The following is a 25,074-nucleotide window of genomic DNA, read 5'->3' on the forward strand; positions in this document are numbered from 1 at the left end:
GACGTCGGTGGGTGTGACACCGGGCGCGGGCGAGGTACGGGACGCAGTCACCCCCCTATCCTGGCCGATCGTGCCTGTCTTCCCGCTCGGTGCCCACCCCGACGACCACGGGACCCGCTTCGCCGTCGCCTCGACCAGCGCGGAGATGGTCGAGGTGTGCCTCGTGGACGGTCCGGAGGACGGCGGTCCCGGCGCCCTGACCGAGCGCCGCGTCGAGCTGGCCGAGCACACCTTCGGGGTCTGGCACGGGCACGTGCCCGGGGTGAGGCCCGGCCAGCGCTACGGCTACCGGGTGCACGGGCCGTACCGGCCGTTCGACGGCCTGCGGGCCAACCCGGCCAAGCTGCTCGTCGACCCCTACGCGACGCGGATCACCGGCCGGGTCACCGACGTCGTCGCCGCCCGGGGCTGGCACGGCGACCCGATGTCGGGGCAGCCGAGCCGGGTCGACTCGCTGGGCTCGGTGCCGCTGTCGGTGGTCACCCCCGCGGACACCGGCAGCCGCCCGCCGCGCCCGGACGTGCCCTGGTCGGAAACGGTGATCTCGGAGCTCCACGTGCGGGGCTGGACCCGGCTGCACCCGGAGGTGCCCGAGGCACACCGGGGCAGCTACCTCGGCCTGGCCCACCCCGCGGTGATCGCGCAGCTGCAGCGGACCGGGGTGACCGCCGTGGAGCTGCTGCCGGTGCAGGCCAGCGCGCCCGAACCGCCGCTGCTGGAACGGGGCGCGACGAACTACTGGGGCTACGCCACCCTCGGTTTCCTCGCCCCGCACCCGGGCTACGCCGCCGTGGCGGGCAACGAGGCCGCCGAGTTCCGCTATCTGGTCGACGCGCTGCACGCGGCCGGGATCGAGGTCATCTGCGACATCGTCCCCAACCACACCTGCGAGGGCGGGGTCGGCGGCACCACGCTGTCCTACCGCGGACTGGACGCACCGGCGTACTACTCGCTCGGCGGGGCCGGGCACGACGCCGACATCACCGGCACCGGCAACACCCTCGACGCCGGCTCACCGACGGTGATCCGGCTGGTCTGCGACGCGATGCGGCACTGGGTGCACGCCTACGGGGTCGACGGGTTCCGCATCGACCTCGCCTCGGTGCTCGGGCGGCCGCACTCGGGCCCGTTCTCCCCGGACTCGGCGCTGCTGACCGCGATCGCCCAGGACCCGACGCTGTCGACCTGCAAACTGATCGCCGAGCCGTGGGACGCGACCGGCGAGGGCTACCGGGTCGGCGGGTTCGGCGTCGCCTGGTCGGAGTGGAACGGCCGCTACCGCGACGCCGTGCGCGACTTCTGGCGCGGGCACGGCGGCGTCGCCGAGCTGGCGTCGAGGCTGACCGGCAGCTCCGACATCTACCGGCTGTCCGGGCGGCGGCCGTGGGCCTCGGTCAACTTCGTGACCGCGCACGACGGGTTCACCCTGCGCGACCTGGTCTCCTACGAGCGCAAGCACAACGAGGGCAACGGCGAGGGCGGCCGGGACGGCACCGACGACAACCGCTCGCAGAACCTCGGCGCCGAGGGCGAGACCGACGACGCCGGGATCCGCGGCGCCCGGCTCGCCACCGCCCGGGCGATGATGGCGACCCTGCTGCTGTCCATCGGCACCCCGATGATCACCGGCGGGGACGAGCGCTGGCGTACCCAGGGCGGCAACAACAACCCCTACTGCCGCGACGACGAGACGTCCTGGGTGGACTGGAGCGCCACCGACGAGACCGCGGCGATGGAGGCGTTCACCGCCCGGCTCACCGCGCTGCGCCGCGAGTCGCCGGTGCTGCACCGCGATCAGTTCTACGTCGACGGCGAGGTCCTCTGGTGGGACCCGTCCGGGCGGCCGATGGAGCCGCAGGACTGGCACGACGGCGGCCGGCGGACCCTGGTGGTGCTGCTGGCTGACTACTGGCTGCTGCTGTTGCACGCCGGCACCGAGCCGGTGGACTGCGTGCTGCCGCCCGGGCCGGCCGGCTTCGACCCGGTGCTCGACTCCACGACCGCCGACGGCGTGCCCGCCGACCCCGCACCGGTCGGGGCGGGGGCCACGCTGGTCCTCCCGCCCCGGTCGGTACGCCTGCTGCGCAGCCGCTGACCGGCCCGGCCTCACCGCGGCGCGTGCACGGCCTCCGGGGCCCGCCGTGCCGCCCGGCGCTCCTGCACCCACCGCGCGGCCCGGTCGGCGAGCAGCCCGACCAGCACGCCGCCCAGCACCCCGGCCACGGCCGCCACGAGCGGGGGCACCGGCAGCACGCTCCCGGCCACCACCCCGAGCAGCACGCAGTACCCGGCCCAGGCCGGCGCGGCCAGCGCCGTCGCGGCCAGGAACCGGCCCCGGGGGTGGCCGGTGGCACCCGCCGTCATCGTGATCGCGACCCGGCCGACCGGGACGTAGCGCCCCGCGATGATCAGCGCGGTGCCCCGCTGCCGCAGCGTCGCGCGCACCTGCTCCACCCGGCGCCGCCCGCGCGGGCCCCGGAACCACGGCCAGCGCTCCATCGGGACCCGGGACCCGAGCCGGTAGGCGATCTGGTCACCGGCGAACGCCCCCAGCGCTCCGGCGAGCACGAGCAGCAGCACCGGCGGGCCCGCCCCGGTGACCGACAGCGTCGCCAGCGCGATCAGCACGGACTCGCTGGGCACGGGCGGCAGGAAGCCGTCGAGCGTGCACAGCGCGAGCAGCGCCACGACCGCCCACGGCGAGGCGACGATCGTCGTCACCAGGTTCTCGAACACCGGCCGGACCCCCCACGTCGTCCGGCCCGCCGCGCCGGCGGACCGCGAACGACGCTAGGTCGGCCCGCCCGGTTCCCGGATCGGAGAGAACCCCGGGGAAACGACCGCGCCCCCCTGAGATCGGCTCGGGGTCGGCTACGCCGTCGCGAGCCGCCGGACCGCCGTGGCGCTGAGCAGCGCCGCCAGCAGCGCCGCGACCGCGAGCAGCACGAACCCGAGCCCGTACCCGCCGGTCACGGTGTAGACCGCGCCCATGACCAGCGGCGGGAAGAACCCGCCGAGGCCGCCCGCGGCCCCGACCACGCCGGTCACCGAGCCGACCCGCTCGGCCGGGACGGTGCGCGCGACCATCGCGAACACCGCGCCCGTCCCGATCCCCAGCACCGCGGCCAGCAGCAGGAACGCCACCGTGCCCGCCGGCAGCAGCTGGAGCTTGAGGGCGGCCAGCAGCGCCAGCAGCGCGGCCGCGACGAAGACGGCGACGAGCACCCGCACCGGGGGCAGCCGGTCGGCCAGCCAGCCGCCGACCGGGCGCATGACCACGGCCAGCACCACGAACCCCGCGGTCCGCACGGCGGCGTCGCCCCGGGCCAGGCCGTAGTCGTTGATGAGCTCGGTCGGCAGGTACACGCTGAACGCGACGAACCCGCCGAACGCGATGGCGTACAGGTAGGACAGGTGCCAGGTGGCGGGCATCCGCAGCGCCGTGCCCAGCCGGCCGAGCATGGTGCCCTGCGGCACCGGCCGGTCCGCCCGGTCGCGCAGCAGCAGGTACGCGACCACCGCGTAGACCACGAGCAGCACCGCGACCAGGTCGAACGGGAACGTGCGGCCGAACGCCTCGACCAGGGCCACGGTGGTGAACGACGAGACCGCCGTGCCGCCCATCCCGGCACCGAACACCCCGAGCGCCAGGCCGCGCCGCTCCGGCGGGTACCAGGAGTTCACGAACGGCACCCCGATCGCGAACGTGGTCCCGCCGAGCCCGAGGAAGAACCCGCCGGCCAGGTACGCGGGCAGCGAGTCGGCCAGGTGCCCGAGGTAGAGCACCGGCAGGACGGTGAGCAGCGCCAGCGCGGGGAACATCCGGCGGGCCCCGAGCCGGTCGGTCAGTGCCCCGACCGGGATCCGGCCCAGCGAGCCGACCACCACCGGGACCGCCACCACCAGCGACTGCTCGAACGAGGTGAGCCGCAGGTGCTCGCCCAGCGACGCCCCGAGCGGGGACAGCAGCGCCCACGCCCAGAACGTCAGCACGAACCCGGCCGTCGACAGCGCCAGCATCAGGGCGGGGCTCGCGCCCGCACCGCCCGGTGTGGACGCGCCGGCCCGCGGACGATCCCGCCCCGACGGTGCGGTCATCTCGGCCTCCTCGCCTGCGTTCCGGCGCGGCTGCGGCCGGACGGCGACCACCGCGGGGCGACCCACCGTGCTCCGTGCCGGGCCGGGCCGCAAGGGTCGTTGTGCCCTTCCCACCTGCAGAGATCGTTTTTACGATCCGCTGACGCCTACCTCTCGCGCGAAACGTGGCGACGGTCCAGGATGGGCTGTCTCCGCACCGATCCGTGACGCACCTCACCACCACCGGCCCCGCCCGGGCCGGCAGGACGGAGTCCACATGGGAGCCACGACCGGCCGGCACGCGGCGACGGGCGACGGGCAGGCGGCGGGTCCCGGGATCACCGACGGGCCCGCCGCCGACGCCCTGTTGCGTGCCGGGAGCTTCCTGCGCCGCCGGCGGTCCACCGGGGACCTGCGGGCCGAGTTCCGCCGCGGCGGGCGCGAGGGCGACGTCTTCTACCGGGACCGGTGGAGCCACGACAAGGTCGTCCGCTCCACCCACGGCGTCAACTGCACCGGGTCCTGCTCGTGGCGGGTCTACGTCAAGGACGGGATCATCACCTGGGAGACCCAGGAGACCGACTACCCCTCGGTGGGCCCGGACTCGCCCGAGTACGAGCCGCGCGGCTGCCCGCGCGGCGCGGCGTTCTCCTGGTACACCTACTCCCCGACCCGGGTCCGCTACCCGTACGCGCGCGGGGTGCTGGTCGAGATGTACCGCGAGGCCCGCGCCCGCCTCGGCGACCCGGTCGCCGCCTGGGCCGAGATCACCGGCGACCCGCAGCGGCGGCAGCGCTACCAGTCGGCCCGGGGCAAGGGCGGGCACGTACGGGTCTCCTGGGACGAGGCCGTCGAGCTCGTCGCCGCCGCCCACGTGCACACGATCCGCACCCACGGCCCGGACCGGATCGCCGGCTTCTCCCCGATCCCCGCCATGTCGATGGTCAGCCACGCGGCCGGATCGCGGTTCGTGGAGCTGGTCGGCGGGGCGATGACCTCGTTCTACGACTGGTACGCCGACCTGCCGGTGGCCTCGCCGCAGGTGTTCGGCGACCAGACCGACGTGCCCGAGTCCGGGGACTGGTGGAACGCCACCTACCTGTTGATGTGGGGCTCCAACGTGCCGGTGACCCGCACCCCGGACGCGCACTGGATGGCCGAGGCGCGCTACCGCGGGCAGAAGGTCGTCGTCGTCTCCCCCGACTACGCCGACAACACCAAGTTCGCCGACACCTGGCTGCCCGCCCAGCCCGGCACGGACGGCGCGCTGGCGATGGCGATGGGGCACGTGCTGCTGACCGAGTTCTTCGTCGAGCGCCGGGTCCCGTTCTTCACCGACTACGTCGGCCGGCACACCGACCTGCCGTTCCTGGTCACCCTCGAGGTCCGCGACGGCGCCTACGTGCCCGGCCGGTTCCTCACCGCCGCCGCGCTGGGTGAGCAGGGCGAGGGCGCCGAGTGGAAGACCGTGCTGCTCGACGACCGCACCGGCGAGCCGGTGGTGCCCAACGGTTCGCTCGGGTTCCGCTACACCGGTTCCGGCGAGGGCCGCTGGAACCTCGACCTCGGCGGCGTCGAACCGAGGCTGAGCCTGTACGGCACCGCGGGCGAGGGGTGCGAGGTGCTGCTGCCCCGGTTCGACGCCGCCGACGGCACCCCGGGCGTGCTGCACCGCGGCGTCCCGGTCGCCCGGATCGGCGAGCACACCGTGACCACGGTGTTCGACCTGATGCTGGCCCAGTACGGCGTCGCCCGCGACGGGCTGCCCGGGACCTGGCCCACCGGCTACGACGACGCCACCGAGCCGTACACCCCCGCCTGGCAGGAGCCGATCACCTCGGTGCCGGCCGCCCTCGCGACCCGGATCGCCCGCGAGATGGCGACCAACGCCGAGGAGTCCGGCGGCCGGACGATGATCGTGATGGGCGCCGGGATCTGCCAGTGGTTCCACGGCGACACCACCTACCGCGCGGTGCTGGCGCTGCTGCTGCTCACCGGCGCGATGGGCCGCAACGGCGGCGGCTGGGCGCACTACGTCGGCCAGGAGAAGTGCCGGCCGGTGACCGGCTGGGCGACCATGGCCTCGGCCACGGACTGGCAGCGCCCGCCGCGCCAGATGATCGGCACCGCGTACTGGTACACGCACACCGACCAGTGGCGCTACGACGGCTACCGGGCCGACGCGCTGACCTCCCCGCTGGCCGACGGCGCGCTGTCCGGGATGCACACCATCGACACGATCGCGCGCTCGGCCCGGCTGGGGTGGATGCCGTCGTACCCGCAGTTCGACCGCAACCCGCTCGACGTCGCCGACGAGGTCCCGGAGGGGGCTGACGCCGCCGCGCACGTCGCCGGGGAGCTGGCCGCCGGGCGGCTGCGGTTCGCGATCGAGGATCCGGACGCCGAGCAGAACTGGCCCCGGGTGCTGACCCTGTGGCGGGCGAACCTGCTGGGTTCCTCGGCCAAGGGCGACGAGTACTTCCTGCGCCACCTGCTCGGCACGCACGACAACGTGCGCGCCGAGCAGACCCCGGAGCACCTGCGCCCCCGCGACGTGACCTGGCGCGACGGCGAGCCGCCGCGCGGCAAGCTGGACCTGCTGCTGTCGCTGGACTTCCGGATGACCAGCTCGACGCTGCTCTCGGACGTCGTGCTCCCGGCCGCCACCTGGTACGAGAAGCACGACCTCAACACCACCGACATGCACCCGTTCGTGCACGCGTTCAACCCGGCGATCGACCCGCCGTTCGAGTCGCGCACCGACTTCGACGCGTTCACCGCGATCGCGCAGCGGTTCTCCGAGCTCGCGCGCACCCGTCTCGGGGTGCGCCGCGACGTGGTCGCGGTGCCGCTGCAGCACGACACCCCCGGCGAGACCGCGCAGCCCGGCGGGGTCGTGCGGGACTGGAGCCGCGGCGAGTGCGACCCGGTGCCGGGCCGGACGATGCCGAACTTCGTCGTCGTCGAACGGGACTACGGCGCCGTCGCCGACAAGATGGCCGCGCTCGGCCCGCTCACCGAGCGACTCGGCCTGGTCACCAAGGGGCTGACCTACCACCCCGACGAGGAGGTCGCCGCGCTCGCCGCGGCGAACGGTGTCATGTCCTCGGGGGCCGCGGCCGGGCGCCCGGCCCTGGACACCTCGGCGAAGATGGCCGAGGCGATCCTGATGCTCTCCGGCACCACGAACGGCCGGCTCGCCACCCAGGGCTTCCGCGAGCTGGAGCGGCGCACCGGCACCCGCCTCGCCGACCTCGCCGAGGGCAGCGAGGAACGCCGCATCCACTTCGCCGACACCCAGGCCCGCCCGGTCCCGGTGATCACCAGCCCGGAGTGGTCGGGCAGCGAGACCGGCGGGCGCCGCTACGCCCCGTTCACCGTCAACGTCGAGCGGCGCAAGCCCTGGCACACGCTGACCGGGCGGATGCACTTCCTGCTCGACCACGAGTGGATGCGCGAGTTCGGCGAGATGCTGCCGCTCTACCGGGTGCCGCTGAACATGCGGGCGCTGTTCGGCGAGGGCGCGGTCGGCGAGACCGACGGCCGCTCGGTCGTCGTCCGCTATCTGACACCGCACTCGAAGTGGTCGATCCACTCCGAGTACCAGGACAACCTGTTCATGCTCTCGCTGTCCCGCGGCGGTCCGGTGGTGTGGATGTCGGTCGAGGATGCCGGGGCGATCGGTGTGCGGGACAACGACTGGGTCGAGGCGGTCAACCGCAACGGGGTGATGGCACTGCGCGCGATCGTCAGCCACCGGATGCCCGCGGGCACCGCGTTCGTCTACCACGCCCAGGAGCGGGTGGTGAACGTCCCGATCACCGAGACCACCGGCACCCGCGGCGGGATCCACAACTCGCTGACCCGCATCCTCGTCAAACCCACCCACCTCATCGGCGGCTACGCCCAGCTGTCGTTCGCCTTCAACTACCTCGGTCCGACCGGGAACCAGCGCGACGAGGTCACCGTGATCCGCCGTCGCTCCCAGGAGGTGGAGTACTAAATGCGCGTGATGGCCCAGATCGGCATGGTCATGAACCTGGACAAGTGCATCGGGTGCCACACCTGCTCGGTCACCTGCAAGCAGGCGTGGACCAACCGCGGCGGCGTCGAGTACGTCTGGTTCAACAACGTCGAGACCCGGCCCGGGCAGGGCTACCCGCGCCGCTACGCCGACCAGGAACGCTGGCGCGGCGGCTGGGTCCGCAACCGGCGCGGACGGCTGCAGCTGCGGGCCGGTGGCCGCTGGCGCAAGCTCGCGACGATCTTCGCCAACCCGGTGCTGCCGCACATCTCCGACTACTACGAGCCCTGGACCTACGACTACGAGACGCTCACCGAGGCCCCGCTCGGCGACGACTTCCCGGTCGCGCAGCCGCGCTCGCTGCTCACCGGCGAGCCGATGCAGGTCGAGTGGAGCGCCAACTGGGACGACGACCTCGGCGGCGGCCCCGAGGTCGGCGCGCAGGACCCGGTCGTGGAGAAGCTGCGCCGCGAGTCCGAGGACGCGGTCAAGCTCGACTACGAGCGCGCGTTCATGTTCTTCCTGCCGCGGATCTGCGAGCACTGCCTGAACCCGTCGTGCGTGGCCTCCTGCCCGTCCGGGGCGATGTACAAGCGCGCCGAGGACGGCATCGTGCTCGTCGACCAGGACCAGTGCCGGGGCTGGCGGATGTGCGTGACCGGCTGCCCGTACAAGAAGGTGTACTTCAACCACCGCACCGGCAAGGCCGAGAAGTGCACGTTCTGCTACCCGCGGGTGGAGGTGGGGCTGCCGACGGTGTGCTCGGAGACCTGCGTCGGGCGGCTGCGCTACATCGGGCTGTTCCTCTACGACGTCGACCGGGTCGGCGAGGCCGCCGCGGTGCCCGACGAGCAGGACCTCTACGAGGCCCAGCTCGACATCCTGCTGGACCCGGCCGACCCCGACGTCGTCCGCGCGGCCCGCCGCGAGGGCATCCCCGAGGACTGGATCGCCGCCGCCCAGCGCTCGCCGGTGTACAAGCTGGCCAAGGAGTACCGGGTGGCGCTGCCGCTGCATCCGGAGTTCCGCACGATGCCGATGGTCTGGTACGTCCCGCCGCTGTCCCCGGTGGTCGACCGGCTCACCGAGACGGGGCACGACGGCGAGTCGGCGGCCAACCTGTTCGGCGCGGTCGACGCGTTGCGGATCCCGGTCGAGTACCTGGCCGAGCTGTTCACCGCGGGCGACCCGGAGCCGGTGCGCGACGTGCTCAACACGCTCGCCGCGATGCGCGCGTTCATGCGCGACGTGACGCTGGGCCGGGAGGTCGACGAGTCGATCCCGGCCGCCGTCGGGATGGACGGCGCGCAGATCATGGAGATGTACCGGCTGCTGGCGATCGCCAAGTACGACGAGCGCTACGTCATCCCGACCGCGTACGAGGGCGAGGCGCACCAGCTCGAGGAGCTCGCCTGCTCGCTGGACTTCGAGGGCGGACCCGGGATGGGGGGCGAGGGCCCCGACGGCGGGCCGCCGTTCGGGGAGGCCTCGGGCCGCCCGGTCCCGGTGTCGGTGGAGACCTTCCACGCGCTGGCCGACCGGCAGACCGCCGACGACTTCGGCGACACCGAGAGCCGCCGGGGCCGGGTGAACCTGCTCAACTGGGACGGCCGCGGGCGCCCGGAGGGTCTGTTCCCACCCCGGCGGACCGCCGCCGAGCGGGCCCGCGACGGGAACGGGTCTCCCCCACCGGACGACGGGGACGGACCGGCGGGGGACGCCCGATGAGGGCCACGCCTGCCGCGCTGCCCGCCCGGGACCAGGCCGTCGTGCTGCAGGGGGTCTCGATCTGCCTGCAGCACCCCGACGCCCGGGTGCTGGCCCTGTTCCCGCTGGTGCGCGCGGCCGTCGCCGAGCTGCCGTTCGGCCGGCCGGCCGAACGGCTCACCCACTTCCTCGACGTCGCCGACGCCACCGCGCCGATCCGGGCCGCGGCCCACCACACCTCGGTGTTCGACACCCGGCGCCGGTGCTGCCCCTACCTGACCTGGTGGACCGATGGCGAGACCCGTCGCCGGGGCGCGTCGCTGGCCGCGGTCCAGGCGCGCTACCACGCGGCCGGGTTCGAGCTGGCCGGCGGCGAGCTGCCCGACTACCTGCCGGTCGTCTGCGAGTACGCGGCCACCGCCGACCTCGCCGACGGGCTGGCCCTGCTGCAGGAGCACCGGCCCGGCCTGGAGCTGCTTCGGCTGGCCCTGCTCGACGCCGGGACGCCGTACGCGGCACCGGTGGAGGCGCTGTGCGCGCTGCTGCCGGGCCCGTCCCCGCGCGACGTCGCCGCGGCGCGGGCGATGGCCCGGTCCGGGCCGCCGCGCGAGCAGGTCGGCCTGGAGCTCGCGCCGTTCACCCCCGCCGGAGGTGCGTCATGACCACGAACTGGATCGACGTCCTGCTCTGGGGCGTGCTGCCGTACGTGATGGTGGTGGTCCTCGTCGGCGGCACGATCTGGCGCTACCGCTACGACCGGTTCGGCTGGACCACCCGCTCCTCGGAGCTGCACGAGTCGCGGCTGCTCCGGATCGGCAGCCCGCTGTTCCACTTCGGACTTCTGGTGGTGATCGTCGGGCACGTGATCGGGCTGGTGATCCCGGCGTCGTGGACGGCCGCGGTCGGGGTCACCCAGGAGGCCTACCACGTGCAGGCGCTGGTGCTCGGCGGGATCGCCGGGTTCAGCACGCTGGCCGGGATCGCGATCCTGATCTACCGGCGGCGCACCACCGGGCCGGTGTTCTCCGCGACCACCCGCAACGACAAGGTCATGTACGTGGTGCTGGTCGCCGCGATCGTGGCCGGGCTGGCCACGACGCTGCTGGGCGCGGCGGGCGGCGAGGGGCACGACTACCGGGCGTCGGTCTCGCCCTGGTTCCGCTCGCTGTTCGTGCTGCAGCCGGACATCGCCTCGATGGCGGCGGCGTCGACCGGGTTCCACGTGCACACGTTGATCGGGATGGCGCTGTTCGTGATCTGGCCGTTCACCCGGCTCGTGCACGCCTTCACCGCGCCGCTGCAGTACCTGTTCCGGCCCTACATCGTCTACCGCAGCCGGGCGGGCGGGCCGGCCGCACGTCCGGCGCGACGGGGGTGGGAACGGGTCTGAGCGCACGCCCGGCAGGCCCGGCGCGAGCTCGGTGCCGGGCAGGACAGTAACGTCGCCCGCCACCTGCCCCCACCTGTCGGAGATCCTTCGATGACCCCAGCACCCGCGCCCGCGGACGGCACCGCGACCGCCGCGCACCCGGCCGCCGACGGCACCGCGCCCCGCAGCCTGCCGGTCGTCCTGGCCGCGTTGCGCCGCCCGGCCGGGACGCCGGTCGTCCCCCGGATGCCGGCGACGGCGGACGACCGTGGCTGAGCCGCCCGCGGACGCCCGCCTCGTCCCGCTGCTGCTCGACCCGACCCGGCTGCGCATCGCCACGGCACTGGTCGCGACCGACGAGGCCGATTTCGGCGCCGTCCGCGACCGGGTGGGGCTGACCGACTCGGCCCTGTCCACGCAGCTGAAGGCGCTGGCCGCGGCGGATCTGATCACCTCCCGCCGGGAGCCGACGGGCACGGCCGGCCGGACCTGGATCGGCCTGACCCCGCAGGGCCGCGAGCAGGTGGGCGCCCACATCATGGCGCTGCGCGAGATCGGCTCGGATGCTTCTCCCGGCGGCCCGGGCCACGCATAATCGGGGAATGCCGCGTTACGAGTTCCGCTGCCGGGAGTGCGCCAGTGGCGGCGCACCCGAGACCTTCGAGGTGGATCGACCGATGGTGGCGGCCTCCGACCCGGCTACCTGCCCGTCCGGGCACACCGACACCGTGAAGCTGCTGTCCACCGTGTCGCTGGGTGGCCGCTCGCCGGGTGGCCGCTCGCCGGGCGGCGGTGCGCCGGCACCGGCGATGGCCCCGGCCGGCGGTGGGGGCTGCTGCGGCGGCGGGTGCTGCGGGGGCTGACCCGTCCGGGTGACGCTCGCAGCGGTGGCGCCCCGGGCTCACCCACATGCCTCCCCGGTTTCGTACGAACAGGCCCTCTCTCCGCTGCCGTGTGACGCAGCGCAGTCGTGGCGCGATGAAACGGGCGCATCTCCATCACCAACGAACTGGGGGGTTCGTGATGACCGGAGCGCTCGCCCGGCCGCTGCGCGCGGTGGGCCTGTTCACCGCCGCGGTCGCCACACTGTTCGCGACCGCGGCCACGGCGTCGGCGGCATCGGCTGCCATGCCACCCGAGCAGCCGGCCCCGCCCGGGCCGGTCCAGGACCTCGTGCTGAGCCCCGCGCCGGGGAACGGCGCCCGCGGGCTCGGGTTCGAGGCGGACTGGACATCACCGGCCGAGACCGGCGACGGAGTCGACACCCACTACGTCGTGGAGGCCTACGACGCGGTCGGCAACCGGCTCGAGTCGACCAGCACGGGTGACACGGCCACCGAGCCGATCCGGGGGGATCGGTGCCGTGCCCCGCTCAGCTTCGCGGTCCGTGCCGTCACCCGGGACTCAGGCACCGGGGACCCGCTCGAGGGGCCCACCGTCCGGGCCGAGTTCGGGGACGTGAGCCTCTGCGAGATCAACAACTCGATCGGCGCGGAGCAGACCGGCGAGGGGACGCTGCAGGTCACGGTGACGCGGGAGCAGCCGATCGACCCGTACGTCGCCGGGCCGTGCACGCTCACCGTCGACGGGCAGGTCGCCTGGAGCGGGAACTGCGGCACCCGGGAGCAGACGGTCGACGTCGACGGGCTCGCAGCCGGCGGCCACGACCTCGTCCTGACCACCGTCTCACCGCGGGGTGACACCTACACCGCCCGGACCTGGGCACCGGTGAGCTGACGGCGGCGGGCGCCCGCCGGACCGGGTGGGTGCCCGCTCCCTACTCCGTCCCGTTGGCGAGCACCATCGACTCGCCGGTCCGCAGGCGGCCACGCGCCGAGACCAGGTGGAGCACGGCCTCCGCGACGTCGCGGGGTTCGAGCAGGCCCGGCCGCGGCCGTCCGCGCGCGAACACCTCCTCGACGTCCGCCCGGGTCGGCTCGGACAGGTCCGGGCGGATGAAGCGGTACGTGCCCGGGTTGTGGATCATGGTGGTGTCGACCCCGGCGGGCAGCACGGCGTTGACCGTGATCCCGTGCTCGGCCACCTCGTAGGCCACCGACTGCACGAGCGCGACGACGCCGGCCTTGGCCGCGGCGTAGTGCCCGGAGCTGCGGGCGCCGCTGCGCGCGACGATCGAGGAGGTCGCCACCACCCGTCCGGAGCCCTGCTCGATCAGGTACGGGAGCACGGCCCGGAACGTGGTGAACACACCGGTCAGGTTGACGTCGATCATCGTCTGCCACTGCCGCCCGGACATCTCGGCAATCGCGCCGCTCGTCGCGATGCCGGCGTTGGCCACCACGATGTCGATCCCGCCGAGCTCCGCGACCGCCCGGTCGGCCACCTGCTGCATCGCGGACGCGTCGCGCACGTCCGCGGTCACACCGAGGCAGCGGCGGCCGAACCGCTCCACACCGGCGACCGTCTCGGCGAGGTCGTCCGGGGTGGCCGGCGGGTAGTCGACCCCGTCGACCGGGCCGGCCAGGTCGCAGACGACGACGTCCGCGCCCTCCCGGGCGAGGGTCGTGGCGTGAGCCCGGCCCTGCCCCCGCGCACCTCCCGTGATCAGCGCGACCGCGCCGTCGAGCACACCCATCGGTCCGTCCCTTCCTCATCGACGTCGTCGGGGTGCAGACCTCGCCGCAGGGGTGGACTCATCGGCCGAGGAGCGCGGCGCCGGTGGTCGACGCCGAGAACCCACGCCCGGCGGCGACACCGCTGCGGTGCAGCCGTAGCTCACCGGCCTTCCCGGGGTGCGTACCTCCTCCTCGGGCGCGTACCCGCAACCGCGACCGGCGGCTCCAGCGCCGGCGGGCCTCGATCAGTTCGGAGCCCCGCACTTCCCACACTGCGCGCCGGCGGAGACGGCGCGGTGCTCGACTCGCCCGCCCGCCGGCCGGCGGGAATCGACCCGCGGCTCGAGACGGGTGTCCGGGCCGACCTGCCGGTGGGTGTCACCTGCGGCCCGAGCCTGCCCTTCGAGGGGCGACAGCGTGCGCCCGGGCGAGCCGTGGGGGTCGAGTGGCACGCTCTCGTCCTCGGGAGGGCGGAAGCGTGCGTGTCGCCGCACCGGAGTCTGTTGATCAGCACCTATCCGCCCCGCGCGGGGCGGAAGCGCGCATGTCACGGCACCGTGCCTGTCGATCAGCACGGATCCGCCCCGCGGAGAGCTGGCCGGGACGGTTCGACAGTTGCCACCCCGGCACGCCGACGCGGCCCCGGGGCCCGCCGCGAACTTTTCACCAAGAAATTCTGCCGATCCCGCCTCCAGCGGCCCTCGGCGCGCCGAAAGTGTCGGACCTCGAAGATATGTTCGACCCATGTTGCAGCCGGTGGTGCTCCCCGACGGGCTGGCGGACCTCCCGCCCGGCCCGGAACTGGGTGCGCTGCTGGCCGGGATCGACCCGACCCGGGTCGCCAATCACGACACCGTGGTGGTGTTGCAGGCCTGGCGGCGGCAGCGTTCCCACACCGACGCCGCGGAGTTGGCGATCCTGGCCGAGGTCGGGCACTGCGACCCGTTCGCCCCTGCCGGGCGGGTCGCCCGGCTCGAGGAGGCACCCGCCGATTGCGGGCTGGAGATCGCAGCGGCGTTGACGTTGACCGAGGTGACCGCGTGGCGGGAGTACGCCCTGGCCGACACGCTGATCCACCGGCTGCCGGCCGTGCACGCCTCCCTGACCAGCGGGGATATCGATCGGGCGAAGGCGATGTTGTTCGCCGACTACCTCGAGCCCCTCACCGATGCCCAGAACGCCCGTATCTGCGCCACCCTGCTCCCGCAGGCGCCCGATCTCACCACGGGGCAGTTGCGGGCGCGGTTGCGGCGGATGGTGTTGGCGATCGACCCCGAGGCCGCTCGGCGGCGGTATCGGAAGGCGCTGCAGCAGCGGCGGCTGGTGTGTTATCTCGACGAGGACGGCACGGCCACCCTCACCGCCACCGGGCTGGACCCGACCGCGGCCCAGGCGGCGTGTGAACGCGTCGACGGCCTGGCCCGCGAGCTGCGCGCTGCCGGGCATCCGGAGCCGTTGCCGGCGATCCGTGCGGATCTGAGCACTGCGCTGCAGGACGGCAGCCTGCACACGCTCAGCCACGACGAGATCATCGCCGTGATGCTCGCCCGGGCCACCGCACCCGACACCGACACCGACGAGTCGAGCAGCACCGGTACCGACTCGGCCACCGGCACCGAGTCCGACTCCGCCACCGGTACCGGCTCCGACACCGGTGCCGGTGCCGGTGCCGGTGCCGGTGCCGGTGCCGGTACGGAGGCTGCAACTGGAGCGCACCACAACACCGCTACCGGGACCGGCGACCTCTCCGACCACCACTCCGACTCGAACTCGGGAACCGGCAGCGGCACGGACACCGATGCGAACTCCAACTCCGGCTCGACCTCCGGTACCGGCACCGACCGCAGTCCCGGCTCAGCATCCGGGTCCGACACCGGCTCCAACGCCGGCACCGGGTCGACCGGGAACTCCGCGCAGCATGGCGGGAACCGCGAGCACGGCGCGGACAGCAGCGACAGCGGCCGGCACGACGGCGCCTGCACCGAGACCAACGGCGATACCGACGCCGACTCCGGCTCCGGCTCGGCATCCGGGTCCGACACCGGCACCGACCCGGACTCCGACTCGGACAGCGAGGGTGCCGACGAGGGTGAGGACGACGGGGACAGCGATGACGGGGGCGACGCCCCCGAGCCCGATCCCGATCCTGATCCCGGTAAGGGGAACTCCGGCGGCCCTCACGATGACGGTCCCGACGGAGACGGTCCCAGCGGTGGCGGTGGTGGTGGTCCCCGTGGGGGCGGACCCAATGATGGTGGCGGCGGTCCTCGTGGCGATCGTTCCGGTGGCGGTGGCGCTCGGCCCATCCCGGAACGCGCCCGGCCGGGCATCGAGATCCGCCTACGCCTGTCCACCCTGCTCGGCCACGACGACCACCCCGGCGAGATCCCCGGCCTCGGCCCGATTCCCGCCCACACTGCTCGTGATTGTCTGGCTCGCCAGCAGTACGCGGAGTGGCGCTTCGCGATCACCGACGCCGACGGCTACCTGGTTCTGGCCGGCACCACCCGGCGTCGCCCACCCCGACAACCCGGACCGGGTGGACGTCCACTGATCCGACAGGCCCACGGCGGCACCGTCGAACTGCAGATCCCCGCCACCCTGCTCGAACAACTCGCCGCGGACCCGCCACCCGGGTGGGAACCGTTGATCGCCGACCTGGCCGCCCAGTACGCCAACCGCGCCAGTTTGCTGGCGGAGTTGGATCGGCGCTCGGGGGATCGGTTCCCGCACCCGGCGCTGCGGCGTCACGTCGAGGTCCGCGATCGCACGTGCGTGTTCCCGGGATGCCGGCGTCCGGCGCGCAAGGCCCAGCAGGACCACACGGACGATCACCAACACGGCGGCCCGACGACCAGCGATAATCTCGGCCCACTCTGCGTGTTCCACCACGCGATCAAGACCGCCGGACGCTGGCGGGTGCGACAACCGTCCCCGGGGGTGTTCCGGTGGCGCAGCCCGTTGGGCCGGTTCTACACCACCCGCGGCGAACCCGTCTGCCCACCATTACCCGACCCGCTACCCGACCCCGAAGCCGAGGTCGGGCAGGTCGAGGCCGTGCCGGGACTGGGGAGTCCGCTGCAGGCCGAGTTCGACGAACGGCCCCTGTTCCCGACCCCACCCGAGGAACCCGAACCGGAGGAACCGGCGCCCGAGTCCGAGCCGGCCGAGGCCCCCGAACCGACCGCGGCGACCGACCGCGCACCACCGGAGGAGCCACCGTTCTGATCGAGCCGACGCCCGGCCGGGCCGACCGGCAGACGTGCGAGCCGGGCCCGTGCGCGACGGGCCCGGCCGTACGTCAGCCCGCCAGGACGATCCGGCCCAGCTCCACCGACGACGCCAGGTGCGGGTGGTGCGGCAGCACCCGCACCGTGTAGCCGGTCAGGCCGGCGTGCGGCAGCGGGACCGCGACCTCCCAGGTCCCGTCGCCCCGGTGCTCCATCGCCTCGGTCACCGGCTCGGCCAGCTCGTCGGCGTCGTCCACCCGCCCGACGACGGCCTCGACCGTCACGTCCGACGGCTCCAGCCCGGCCAGCTCGACACCCGCGCGCACGGTCATCGGCGAGCCGACGACCGGGGTGTCCGGCAGTCCCGAGGCGTCCACCCCGGTGATCCGCACGTGGTTCCAGGCCTTGTTCAGCCGCGCCCGGTACTGGGCGATGTCCCGGGCGGCGGCGTAGTCCGCGGCCGCGGCACCGGCGGCGGCCCGCGCGGCCGGGGCGTACCAGTCCTGGACGTACTCGCGCACCATGCGGGTCGCCTGCACCTTGGGCCGCAGCGTGGTGAGTGTGTGGCGCACCATCTCCACCCAGCGGTGCGGGACACCCTCGGTGCGGTCGTAGAACGCAGGCCCGACCTGGGTCGCGAGCAGCTCGTAGAGCGCGTTGGCCTCCAGGTCGTCACGCCGGGTCGGGTCCTCGACGCCGTCGGCGGTGGGGATGGCCCAGCCGTTGCCGCCGTCGTAGAACTCGTCCCACCAGCCGTCGCGGATGGACAGGTTCAACCCGCCGTTGAGCGCCGACTTCATGCCCGACGTCCCGCACGCCTCCAGCGGGCGCAGCGGGTTGTTCAGCCACACGTCGCAGCCCCAGTAGAGGTAGCGGGCCATCGACATGTCGTAGTCGGGCAGGAACACGATCCGGTGCCGGACACCGGCGTCGTCGGCGAACCGGACGATCTGCTGGATCAGCGCCTTGCCACCGTCGTCGGCGGGATGCGACTTCCCGGCGACGATCAGCTGCACCGGCTGGTGGGCGTCGAGCAGCAGCCCGCGCAACCGCTCCGGATCACGCAGCATCAGGGTGAGCCGCTTGTAGGTCGGCACCCGCCGCGCGAAGCCCACGGTCAGCACGTCGGGATCGAAGACGTGGTCGGTCCAGCCGAGCTCCGGCTCCGAGGCACCCCGCTCCAGCCAGGCCGCCCGGACCCGGCGCCGGACCTCCTCCACCAGCCGGGCGCGCAGCGCGTTGCGCAACGCCCACAGGTCGGCGTCGGACACCTCGGACGACTCCTGCGCGACCCCCTCGGGCCCCGGCGCGCCGAGCAGCTCGGTGACCTGCCGCGCCTCCCAGGTCGGTCCGTGCACCCCGTTGGTGACCGACCCGATCGGCACCTCCTCGCGGTCGAAGCCCGACCACATCCCGCCGAACATCTCGCGGGAGACGATGCCGTGCAGCCGCGAGACCCCGTTGGCCCGCTGGGCCAGGCGCAGGCCCATGTGCGCCATGTTGAACATCTCCGGGTCGTCCTCGGAGCCCAGCGCGAGCAGCCGGTCGGTCGGCAGCCCCGGCAGCAGCCGGTCGGTGAGGTAGTGCCGCACGAGGTCCAGGCCGAACCGGTCGATCCCGGCCGGCACCGGGGTGTGCGTGGTGAACACCGTGCCGGCCCGGACGGCGGCGAGTGCCTCGTCGAAGTCCAGGCCCGCACCGGAGACCGTCGCGGGCGAGCTCGACGAGGGCCCCGCGCCGTTCGACGCCACCGCGGACCCCGTGCACAGCTCCCGGATCCGCTCCAGGCCGAGGAACCCGGCGTGGCCCTCGTTGGTGTGGAACACCTCCGGGGCCGGGTGGCCGGTCGTGCGGCAGAAGGCCCGGACGGCGCGGACCCCGCCGACGCCGATCAGGATCTCCTGCTGGATGCGGTGGTTCTGGTCGCCGCCGTAGAGCCGGTCGGTGACACCGCGCAGGTCGGGCTCGTTCTCCTCGATATCGGTGTCGAGCAGCAGCAGCGGCACCCGGCCGACCCGGGCCAGCCAGACCCGCGCCGACAGCGCCCGGTCGTCGGGCACGGCGACCTGCACGAGCACGGGGTCGCCGTCGGGACCGGCGAGCAGCTGCAACGGCAGCCCCTGCGGGTCGATCGCCGGGTAGTGCTCGAGCTGCCACCCGTCCAGCGACAGCGACTGCCGGAAGTACCCGGAGCGGTACAGCAGCCCGACGCCGATCAGCGGCACGCCCAGGTCGGACGCGGCCTTGAGGTGGTCCCCGGCGAGCACGCCGAGGCCGCCGGAGTAGTTCGGCAGCACCTCGGAGACGCCGAACTCCATCGAGAAGTAGGCGACGGCGGCGGGCAGACGTTCGTCCGGTTCGGCCTGGTACCAGCGGGGTTCGCTCAGGTACCGCTCCAGGTCGGCGGCCTGCTCGGCGACCCGGTCGGTGACGGCGCCGTCCTGGGCCAGCTCGGCGAGCCGCGAGGTCGGGATGTCGCCGAGCAGCCGGACCGGGTCCTGCCCGCAGGCGTCCCAGGCCTGCGGGTCGAGCGAGGCGAACAGGTCACGGGTGGGCGCGTGCCACGTCCACCGCAGGTTCGTGGCCAGTGTCTGCAGCGGCGCGAGCGGACCGGGGAGCTGGGCACGAACGGTGAATCGGCGGAGGGCTCTCACGGCGCGGACCCTAGTGCCGACGGCCGGTCCGCGCGGCACGTGCCCGGACGGGTCACCCCGCGGCGGTCTGCAACCGCTTCAGGACGCTGTCGGCGGCGAAGCGGTCCAGCCGGAACGACTCCGGCCCGAGCGCGTACACCCGGCCCTCGGCGAACGCCGGCAGCGTGGCGAGCAGCGGCTGCCGCTCGCGGTACTGCTGCACCTGCTCGTCGGTGGCGTTGACGACGAACAGCGAGGCGTCCCCGAAGTCGCCCGCGTTCTCCAGCGCGACCGGGATCGCGTCCTTGCGGGTACCGGAGTCGCCGAGGCCGGAGGCGCCGCTGGGGTCGATCGTGCGCAGCGTCAGGCCGAGCTCGCCGAGCAGCTTGCCCTGTGCGGAGTCCGCGGTGAACACGTTGTAGCCGTCGGGGGTGACCGTCAGTGCGACGGCCTCGTGCGCGGCGCCCAGCGCCGCCCCGACCTCGGTCGCCCGCCCGGCGAACGCCTGCTCGGCGGCCGCGGCCTCGGCCTCCCGGCCCAGGTCGGTGCCGAGCCGGCCCGAGAGCTCCTGCCAGGACAGCTCGCTGTGGTTGACGACGATCGTCGGTGCGATCTCGCTGAGCTGGGCGTAGGCCTCCGGGGTGACGGCGTCGGCCCCGACCGCGCTGCCGACGATCACGTCCGGCTGCTGCGCCGCGACGGCCTCGACGTCGACCGTGGGCCCACCGAGCGGGACCGTCCCGCCGTCCACCGCACGGGGCGCCCAGGCCACGAAGAAGCCGTTGTCGTCGGCGACGCCGCCGGGCCGGGAGGTGGCGGTGGCGACCACCGGCAGGTCCAGGCCGAGCAGCGGCCCGGTCATCGTGACGCTGGCGGAGACCACCCGCTGCGGCGCGGCCGGGACCTCGGCGGTGCCGAGCTCGTGGGTGACCGTCCGGGTCCCGGCCGCGCCGTCGGCACCCTCCGGGCCGTCGGCGGGGGTCGCGGACGGCGACGAGCACCCGGCTGCCAGACCGAGCGCGGCGATCAGCAGCAGAGCTGCGCGACGAGAAGCTTGCCTCATTGCCAGGACTATTAGGCAAGCCTACCCTGGTGTCAATGTCTCCCCGGCCACCTGCGTCCCCCGGGCCGGCTGCGCCCGCCCGGCCGGCTGCGTTCCCCCGGCCGCCGGCGGGCTCCGAGCCACCCGGCGGGCTGTCCGGGTCCGCGGTCCCCCCGCAATCCCCCCGCCCGGCCCCGCCGGAGCGGCTGCCCGTGGACCGCTGCCCGCCGGTGGCGCGGCTGATCGCCGGCGGATCCCGCGATGCCTTCTGGGCCGAGGTCCGCCGCCGCGGCACCCCGCTGGTCGACGACCTCGGCGACGGCACCTGCGCGGTCACGTTCGCCGTCCCGCAGCGGCCCGGGACCACCGAGGTGCGGGTGCTGCCGAACAAGCTGGCCGATGCCGCACACCCGGACGCCACCACCGCCGAACAGCTGCCCGGCGGGTGGGCACTGACCCTGCGGATGCCCCGGGACTGGCGGGCGGGCTACGGGATCGCCGAGCTGCCGGGCGCACCCGTCCCGGCGACGAACGGTGCGGCCGCGGCCCGGCGGGAGCGCGCGCTCGCCGCCGTCGCGGAGGCCGGACGTCCCGCGCTGGGCCGGTTCCTCGACGCCCAGGCCGCGGCCCGGCCCGATCCGCTCGCCCGTGAGCACCTCCCCGACGGCACCTCGGTCGTCTCCCTCCCCGACGCCCCCGCCCGCCCGCGGCCGGGCGGCCCGCCCGGGACCGTCCTGCACGGCACGCTCGACGACCGCCCGCTCTGGCTGCACGACCCGGCCGGCGCCGACCCCGGCGAGCCGCTGCCCGTCGTCGTCCTGCTGGACGGGCACACCTGGCTCGCCGACGACCTGCCCGCGGTACTCGACGGGTCGATCGCCCGCGGGGAGCTGCCGCCGGTCCGGACGGTCGGGGTCGCCGCCGCCCCCGGAGACCGGCGCAGCCGCGAGCTCGGCTGCGACCCCGGCTTCGTCGCGCTGCTGCGCGACGGTGTCCTGCGCTGGGCGGGCGGGCTGCGGGGGCTCACCCCGGACCCGGGCCGCACCGTCGTCGCCGGTCAGAGCCTCGGCGGGCTGACCGCGCTCTACGCCACCCAGGTCGCGCCGGAGCGGTTCGGCCTGGCCCTGAGCCAGTCCGGGTCGTTCTGGTGGCCGAACACCGGCGGGGTCGCCGAATGGCTCACCGGCGCGCTGCCCACCGGGCCGCGGACCGCGGGCGTGGTGCTCGAGGTCGGCAGCGAGGAGTGGGTGCTGGGTGGGCCGACCCTCCGCGTCGCCGGGGCCCTGGCCGCCCGCGGCGACCCCGTGCGGCTCCGGGAGTTCCGCGGCGGCCACGACCCGGCGTGCTGGCGGACCACACTGGTGCCCGCACTCGGGGACCTCCTGGGCCGGGGCGGTGGCCGGTGAACGAGCCCGACCCGACCGGCCGGCTCGCCGGGGAAGCCGTGCTGCTGGCCGCCTCCCGGCTCACCGCGATGATCCACGCGGCGGCCGCCGCCGAGGACCTCACCCCGCTGCAGGCCCGCTTCCTGCGCACCCTGCACGAGCCGATGCCCCAGGCCGACCTGGCGGAGCGGCTCGGGCTCGACCCGGCCCGGGTCTCGGCGCTGACCCGCGAGCTCGGCCGGCGCGGGCTGGTCGAGCGCGAGCACGGACGCGGGGACCGCCGCCGGCGCTACGCACGGCTCACCCCCGCGGGTGACGCCGTGGTCGACCGGATCGGGGCCCGGCTGACCGCCCGCTCCCCGATGACCCAGGTGCTCGACCGCGCCGAGCGCGACACCCTCGTCGACCTGCTCGGACGGGTCATCGCGGCGCTGCCCGCGCCGGGCCCCGGCTGAGCGTCCGCATCCGGCCGCGAACGGGGGACGAACCGCGGCTGAACCGATACCGGACACCGCGCGGCGCGCCGTGTCCCGTCGCGCGCACGACTGGACCGGATGGGTACGGTTGTCCCGTGCGCCACACCGGTCCCGGCGTACACATCCGCTCGACCAGAATCCGGGGGTGACGTCCGATGACGGGGCGGCTCGGGATCGACGACGTGACCCCGTACGTGGAGACGGGCGACCCGGCCAAGGCCGTCGTCGGGGAGGTCGTGCCGATCCGGGCGACCGTGTGGCGCGAGGGGCACGACGCGGTCGCCGCGAACGTGGTCTTCACCCCGCTCACCGTGAACGGTGATCCGGGCGAGCCGCGCTACGTGCGGATGCAGCCCGAGGGCGTCGGCACCGACCGGTTCGTCGCCTGGGTCTCCCCCGACGCCGAGGGGCGCTGGACGTTCCGGGTGGACGCCTGGAGCGACCCCTGGGCGACCTGGCGCTCGGCCGTCGAGAAGAAGATCGCGGCCGGGCAGTCCGCGGACGAGCTGGCCAACGACCTCGAGGTCGGGGCCCGGCTGCTGTCCCGGGTCGGCCGCCGTCCGTCCGAGAAGGACAACAGGGACCTGCTCCACGGCGCGGCGAACGCCCTGCGCGACACCGCGCTGCCGCTGCGCGCGCGGGTGGCCCCCGCACTGTTCGACGCCGTCCTGAAGATCATGACCGAGCGTCCGGTCCGGGAGCTGATCACCCGCGGCCCGGAGCGGCAGATCCACGTCGACCGGCGGCGTGCCCTGTTCGGCTCGTGGTACGAGCTCTTCCCGCGTTCCACCGGCGGCCGCGACGAGACCGGCCGGGCCGTGCACGGCACGTTCGCCACATCGGCCAAGGAGCTGGACCGGGTCGCGCGGATGGGCTTCGACGTCGTCTACCTGCCGCCGATCCACCCGGTCGGCACGGTGCACCGCAAGGGCCGCAACAACTCCGTGCACGCCGAGCCCGGAGACGTCGGCTCGCCGTGGGCGATCGGGTCCGCCGCGGGCGGGCACGACGCCATCGACCCCGAGCTGGGCGACTTCGACGACTTCGACGCGTTCGTCGCCAAGGCCGACGAGCTCGGGATGGAGGTCGCGCTGGACCTGGCGCTGCAGTGCGCACCCGACCACCCCTGGGTCGCCGAGCACCCCGAGTGGTTCACCGTCCGTCCGGACGGGACGATCGCCTACGCCGAGAACCCGCCGAAGCGCTACCAGGACATCTACCCGCTGAACTTCGACCGGGACCCGGACGGCATCTACGCCGAGTGCCTGCGCGTGGTGCTGAAGTGGGTCGACCACGGCGTGAAGATCTTCCGGGTCGACAACCCGCACACCAAGCCGCCGAACTTCTGGCACTGGCTGATCTGGGAGGTCAAGCACCGCCACCCGGAGGTGCTGTTCCTCGCCGAGGCGTTCACCCGCCCGGCCCGGCTCTTCGGCCTCGCCCGGCTGGGCTTCACCCAGTCCTACACCTACTTCACGTGGCGGACCGAGAAGGAGGAGCTGGCCGACTTCGCGCTCATGCACGCCGAGCACGCCGACGAGTGCCGGCCGAACCTGTTCACCAACACCCCGGACATCCTGCACGAGTCGCTGCAGACCGGCGGGCCCGCGATGTTCGCGATCCGCGCGACCCTGGCCGCGACGATGTCGCCGACCTGGGGTGTCTACTCCGGGTTCGAGCTGTACGAGGGCACCCCGGTGAAGCCGGGCAGCGAGGAGTACCTCGACTCGGAGAAGTACGAGCTGCGCCCGCGCGACTTCGAGTCCGCGGTGAACCAGGGCCGGTCGCTGGAGCCGTACCTGACCCAGCTCAACGAGATCCGCCGCGCGCACCCGGCGCTGCAGCAGCTGCGCGAGATCCACTTCCACGAGGTCGACAACGACCGGCTCCTGGCCTACTCCCGGCTCGACCCGGCGACCGGCGACCAGGTGCTCGTGGTGTGCACACTGGACTCGTTCGCCCCGCAGCAGGGCACCGTGAAGCTGGACATGCCGGCGCTGGGTTTGCGCTACACCGATGTCGTCGAGGTGCACGACGAGGTCTCCGGCCAGACGTTCCGGTGGGGCGAGTACAACTTCGTCCGGCTGGTTCCCAGCGACGACGTGGCGCACGTGCTGCGGCTGCCGGCCCAACTCCCCCTGATCTAGATGTGCTGTCCGGGCACGTTGGTGACAGTCCGGCACGCCCGTCCGATGATCTTGAGACAGGCGAGGGCCTCCGGGTTCGGTGTGGATCACCACGAAACACGCCGAAGCCCGAGGAGGCCCTCTGGTGATCCACCGTAACGCCCCGCTGACCCCGACCGGCCGGCTGCGCCTGGCCCGGTGTGTCGTCGACGACGGCTGGGACCTGCGCCGCGCCGCGGAGCGGTTCCAGGTCGCCCACACCACCGCCGCCCGCTGGGCCGGGCGCTACCGCCACGGCGGCGAGGCCGCGATGGTCGATCGCTCCAGCCGACCGCATCACAGTCCTCGCCGCACCAGTCGGGCCGTCGAGGTCGAGGTTTTACGGCAGCGTGATGAGCACAAGATCGGGCCGCTGCGCATCGCCGGCCG

Annotated in this window: 19 protein-coding genes; 14 read left to right on the top strand and 5 right to left on the bottom strand. The window is 74.1% G+C overall.

Annotated elements, in window-relative coordinates; translation table 11 throughout:
- Nucleotides 1-70 precede the first annotated feature (70 nt).
- A complete protein-coding gene (gene glgX / locus BM093_RS28555; RefSeq protein ID WP_093353356.1) occupies nucleotides 71-2,095 on the top strand; it encodes a glycogen debranching protein GlgX in 2,025 nt (674 codons plus the stop codon).
- A gap of 11 nt (nucleotides 2,096-2,106) precedes the next feature.
- Here glgX and BM093_RS28560 read toward each other — a convergent pair whose 3' ends face one another.
- On the bottom strand, nucleotides 2,107-2,736 hold the full coding sequence (locus BM093_RS28560; RefSeq protein ID WP_093353273.1) for a DedA family protein: 630 nt from the start codon (nucleotides 2,734-2,736) through the stop codon (nucleotides 2,107-2,109).
- Nucleotides 2,737-2,871: 135 nt separating this feature from the next.
- Nucleotides 2,872-4,098 (bottom strand): MFS transporter, encoded by a 1,227-nt coding sequence (locus BM093_RS28565; protein WP_093353360.1) that lies wholly within the window; start codon nucleotides 4,096-4,098, stop codon nucleotides 2,872-2,874.
- A gap of 256 nt (nucleotides 4,099-4,354) precedes the next feature.
- On the opposite strand from BM093_RS28565, the gene BM093_RS28570 reads away from it, so the two are divergent.
- The 8 genes from BM093_RS28570 to BM093_RS28600 all read left to right on the top strand — a co-directional run bounded on the left by BM093_RS28570 (nucleotide 4,355) and on the right by BM093_RS28600 (nucleotide 12,914).
- The gene (locus BM093_RS28570) at nucleotides 4,355-8,080 is read left to right on the top strand and encodes a nitrate reductase subunit alpha (RefSeq protein WP_093353278.1); all 3,726 of its coding nucleotides are present in this window, start codon (nucleotides 4,355-4,357) and stop codon (nucleotides 8,078-8,080) included.
- Entirely contained in the window at nucleotides 8,081-9,829 is a 1,749-nt protein-coding gene (gene narH, locus BM093_RS28575; protein WP_093353283.1) for a nitrate reductase subunit beta, read from the top strand.
- Nucleotides 9,826-10,470 carry a nitrate reductase molybdenum cofactor assembly chaperone gene (narJ, locus tag BM093_RS28580; RefSeq protein ID WP_093353288.1) on the top strand — a complete coding sequence of 215 codons (645 nt, stop codon included), beginning with the start codon at nucleotides 9,826-9,828 and terminating at the stop codon, nucleotides 10,468-10,470. Before narH ends, narJ begins: the two co-directional genes overlap by 4 nt.
- The gene (gene narI / locus BM093_RS28585; protein ID WP_093353293.1) at nucleotides 10,467-11,198 is read left to right on the top strand and encodes a respiratory nitrate reductase subunit gamma; all 732 of its coding nucleotides are present in this window, start codon (nucleotides 10,467-10,469) and stop codon (nucleotides 11,196-11,198) included. The genes narJ and narI overlap by 4 nt, the downstream gene beginning before the upstream one ends.
- Before the next feature lie 90 nt (nucleotides 11,199-11,288).
- Nucleotides 11,289-11,453, top strand: a complete 165-nt coding sequence (locus BM093_RS36240; protein ID WP_177238759.1) for a hypothetical protein — start codon at nucleotides 11,289-11,291, stop codon at nucleotides 11,451-11,453.
- The gene (locus BM093_RS28590; RefSeq protein WP_093353298.1) at nucleotides 11,446-11,772 is read left to right on the top strand and encodes a transcriptional regulator; all 327 of its coding nucleotides are present in this window, start codon (nucleotides 11,446-11,448) and stop codon (nucleotides 11,770-11,772) included. Before BM093_RS36240 ends, BM093_RS28590 begins: the two co-directional genes overlap by 8 nt.
- 7 nt (nucleotides 11,773-11,779) lie before the next feature.
- Nucleotides 11,780-12,040, top strand: a complete 261-nt coding sequence (locus BM093_RS28595; RefSeq protein ID WP_093353304.1) for an FmdB family zinc ribbon protein — start codon at nucleotides 11,780-11,782, stop codon at nucleotides 12,038-12,040.
- Between the two features lie 160 nt (nucleotides 12,041-12,200).
- Nucleotides 12,201-12,914: a hypothetical protein gene (locus BM093_RS28600; protein WP_093353309.1), complete on the top strand. Its 714-nt coding sequence runs from the start codon at nucleotides 12,201-12,203 to the stop codon at nucleotides 12,912-12,914.
- Nucleotides 12,915-12,954: 40 nt separating this feature from the next.
- On the opposite strand, the gene BM093_RS28605 is transcribed toward BM093_RS28600, so the two are convergent.
- A complete protein-coding gene (locus tag BM093_RS28605) occupies nucleotides 12,955-13,773 on the bottom strand; it encodes a mycofactocin-coupled SDR family oxidoreductase (protein ID WP_093353313.1) in 819 nt (272 codons plus the stop codon).
- A 724-nt stretch (nucleotides 13,774-14,497) separates the two neighbouring features.
- On the opposite strand from BM093_RS28605, the gene BM093_RS28610 reads away from it, so the two are divergent.
- Nucleotides 14,498-16,981 (top strand): HNH endonuclease signature motif containing protein, encoded by a 2,484-nt coding sequence (locus tag BM093_RS28610; protein WP_093353318.1) that lies wholly within the window; start codon nucleotides 14,498-14,500, stop codon nucleotides 16,979-16,981.
- Nucleotides 16,982-17,054: 73 nt separating this feature from the next.
- Here the strand turns inward: BM093_RS28610 and glgP are convergent, their stop codons facing one another.
- Nucleotides 17,055-19,637: an alpha-glucan family phosphorylase gene (glgP, locus tag BM093_RS28615; protein ID WP_093353322.1), complete on the bottom strand. Its 2,583-nt coding sequence runs from the start codon at nucleotides 19,635-19,637 to the stop codon at nucleotides 17,055-17,057.
- 52 nt (nucleotides 19,638-19,689) lie between these two features.
- On the bottom strand, nucleotides 19,690-20,679 hold the full coding sequence (fepB, locus tag BM093_RS28620) for a Fe2+-enterobactin ABC transporter substrate-binding protein (RefSeq protein WP_093353326.1): 990 nt from the start codon (nucleotides 20,677-20,679) through the stop codon (nucleotides 19,690-19,692).
- Nucleotides 20,680-20,870: 191 nt separating this feature from the next.
- Between fepB and BM093_RS28625 the strand changes: the two genes are divergently transcribed.
- From BM093_RS28625 to BM093_RS28640, 4 genes are all read left to right on the top strand, one after another.
- Complete coding sequence (locus BM093_RS28625) at nucleotides 20,871-22,064, top strand: alpha/beta hydrolase-fold protein (RefSeq protein ID WP_177238760.1); 1,194 nt, start codon at nucleotides 20,871-20,873, stop codon at nucleotides 22,062-22,064.
- Nucleotides 22,061-22,498: a MarR family winged helix-turn-helix transcriptional regulator gene (locus BM093_RS28630; protein ID WP_093353333.1), complete on the top strand. Its 438-nt coding sequence runs from the start codon at nucleotides 22,061-22,063 to the stop codon at nucleotides 22,496-22,498. The genes BM093_RS28625 and BM093_RS28630 overlap by 4 nt, the downstream gene beginning before the upstream one ends.
- 176 nt (nucleotides 22,499-22,674) lie before the next feature.
- A complete protein-coding gene (locus BM093_RS28635; protein WP_093353338.1) occupies nucleotides 22,675-24,666 on the top strand; it encodes an alpha-1,4-glucan--maltose-1-phosphate maltosyltransferase in 1,992 nt (663 codons plus the stop codon).
- 124 nt (nucleotides 24,667-24,790) lie between these two features.
- Nucleotides 24,791-25,074, top strand: a 284-nt coding sequence (locus tag BM093_RS28640; protein WP_143105555.1) for a leucine zipper domain-containing protein, incomplete at its 3' end; no start/stop codon positions are given.

Source organism: Pseudonocardia ammonioxydans, assembly GCF_900115005.1.
Lineage (GTDB): Bacteria > Actinomycetota > Actinomycetes > Mycobacteriales > Pseudonocardiaceae > Pseudonocardia > Pseudonocardia ammonioxydans.

Excerpts from the sequence above, each read along its gene's own strand:
- fepB (WP_093353326.1), bottom strand. The coding sequence starts at position 20,679 with ATGAGGCAAGCTTCTCGTCGCGCAGCTCTGCTGCTGATCGCCGCGCTC.
- BM093_RS28610 (WP_093353318.1), top strand. The coding sequence starts at position 14,498 with ATGTTGCAGCCGGTGGTGCTCCCCGACGGGCTGGCGGACCTCCCGCCC.
- narJ (WP_093353288.1), top strand. The coding sequence starts at position 9,826 with ATGAGGGCCACGCCTGCCGCGCTGCCCGCCCGGGACCAGGCCGTCGTG.
- BM093_RS28635 (WP_093353338.1), top strand. The coding sequence starts at position 22,675 with ATGACGGGGCGGCTCGGGATCGACGACGTGACCCCGTACGTGGAGACG.
- narH (WP_093353283.1), top strand. The coding sequence starts at position 8,081 with ATGCGCGTGATGGCCCAGATCGGCATGGTCATGAACCTGGACAAGTGC.
- BM093_RS28565 (WP_093353360.1), bottom strand. The coding sequence starts at position 4,098 with ATGACCGCACCGTCGGGGCGGGATCGTCCGCGGGCCGGCGCGTCCACA.
- BM093_RS28600 (WP_093353309.1), top strand. The coding sequence starts at position 12,201 with ATGACCGGAGCGCTCGCCCGGCCGCTGCGCGCGGTGGGCCTGTTCACC.
- BM093_RS28570 (WP_093353278.1), top strand. The coding sequence starts at position 4,355 with ATGGGAGCCACGACCGGCCGGCACGCGGCGACGGGCGACGGGCAGGCG.
- BM093_RS36240 (WP_177238759.1), top strand. The coding sequence starts at position 11,289 with ATGACCCCAGCACCCGCGCCCGCGGACGGCACCGCGACCGCCGCGCAC.
- BM093_RS28595 (WP_093353304.1), top strand. The coding sequence starts at position 11,780 with ATGCCGCGTTACGAGTTCCGCTGCCGGGAGTGCGCCAGTGGCGGCGCA.
- BM093_RS28605 (WP_093353313.1), bottom strand. The coding sequence starts at position 13,773 with ATGGGTGTGCTCGACGGCGCGGTCGCGCTGATCACGGGAGGTGCGCGG.
- narI (WP_093353293.1), top strand. The coding sequence starts at position 10,467 with ATGACCACGAACTGGATCGACGTCCTGCTCTGGGGCGTGCTGCCGTAC.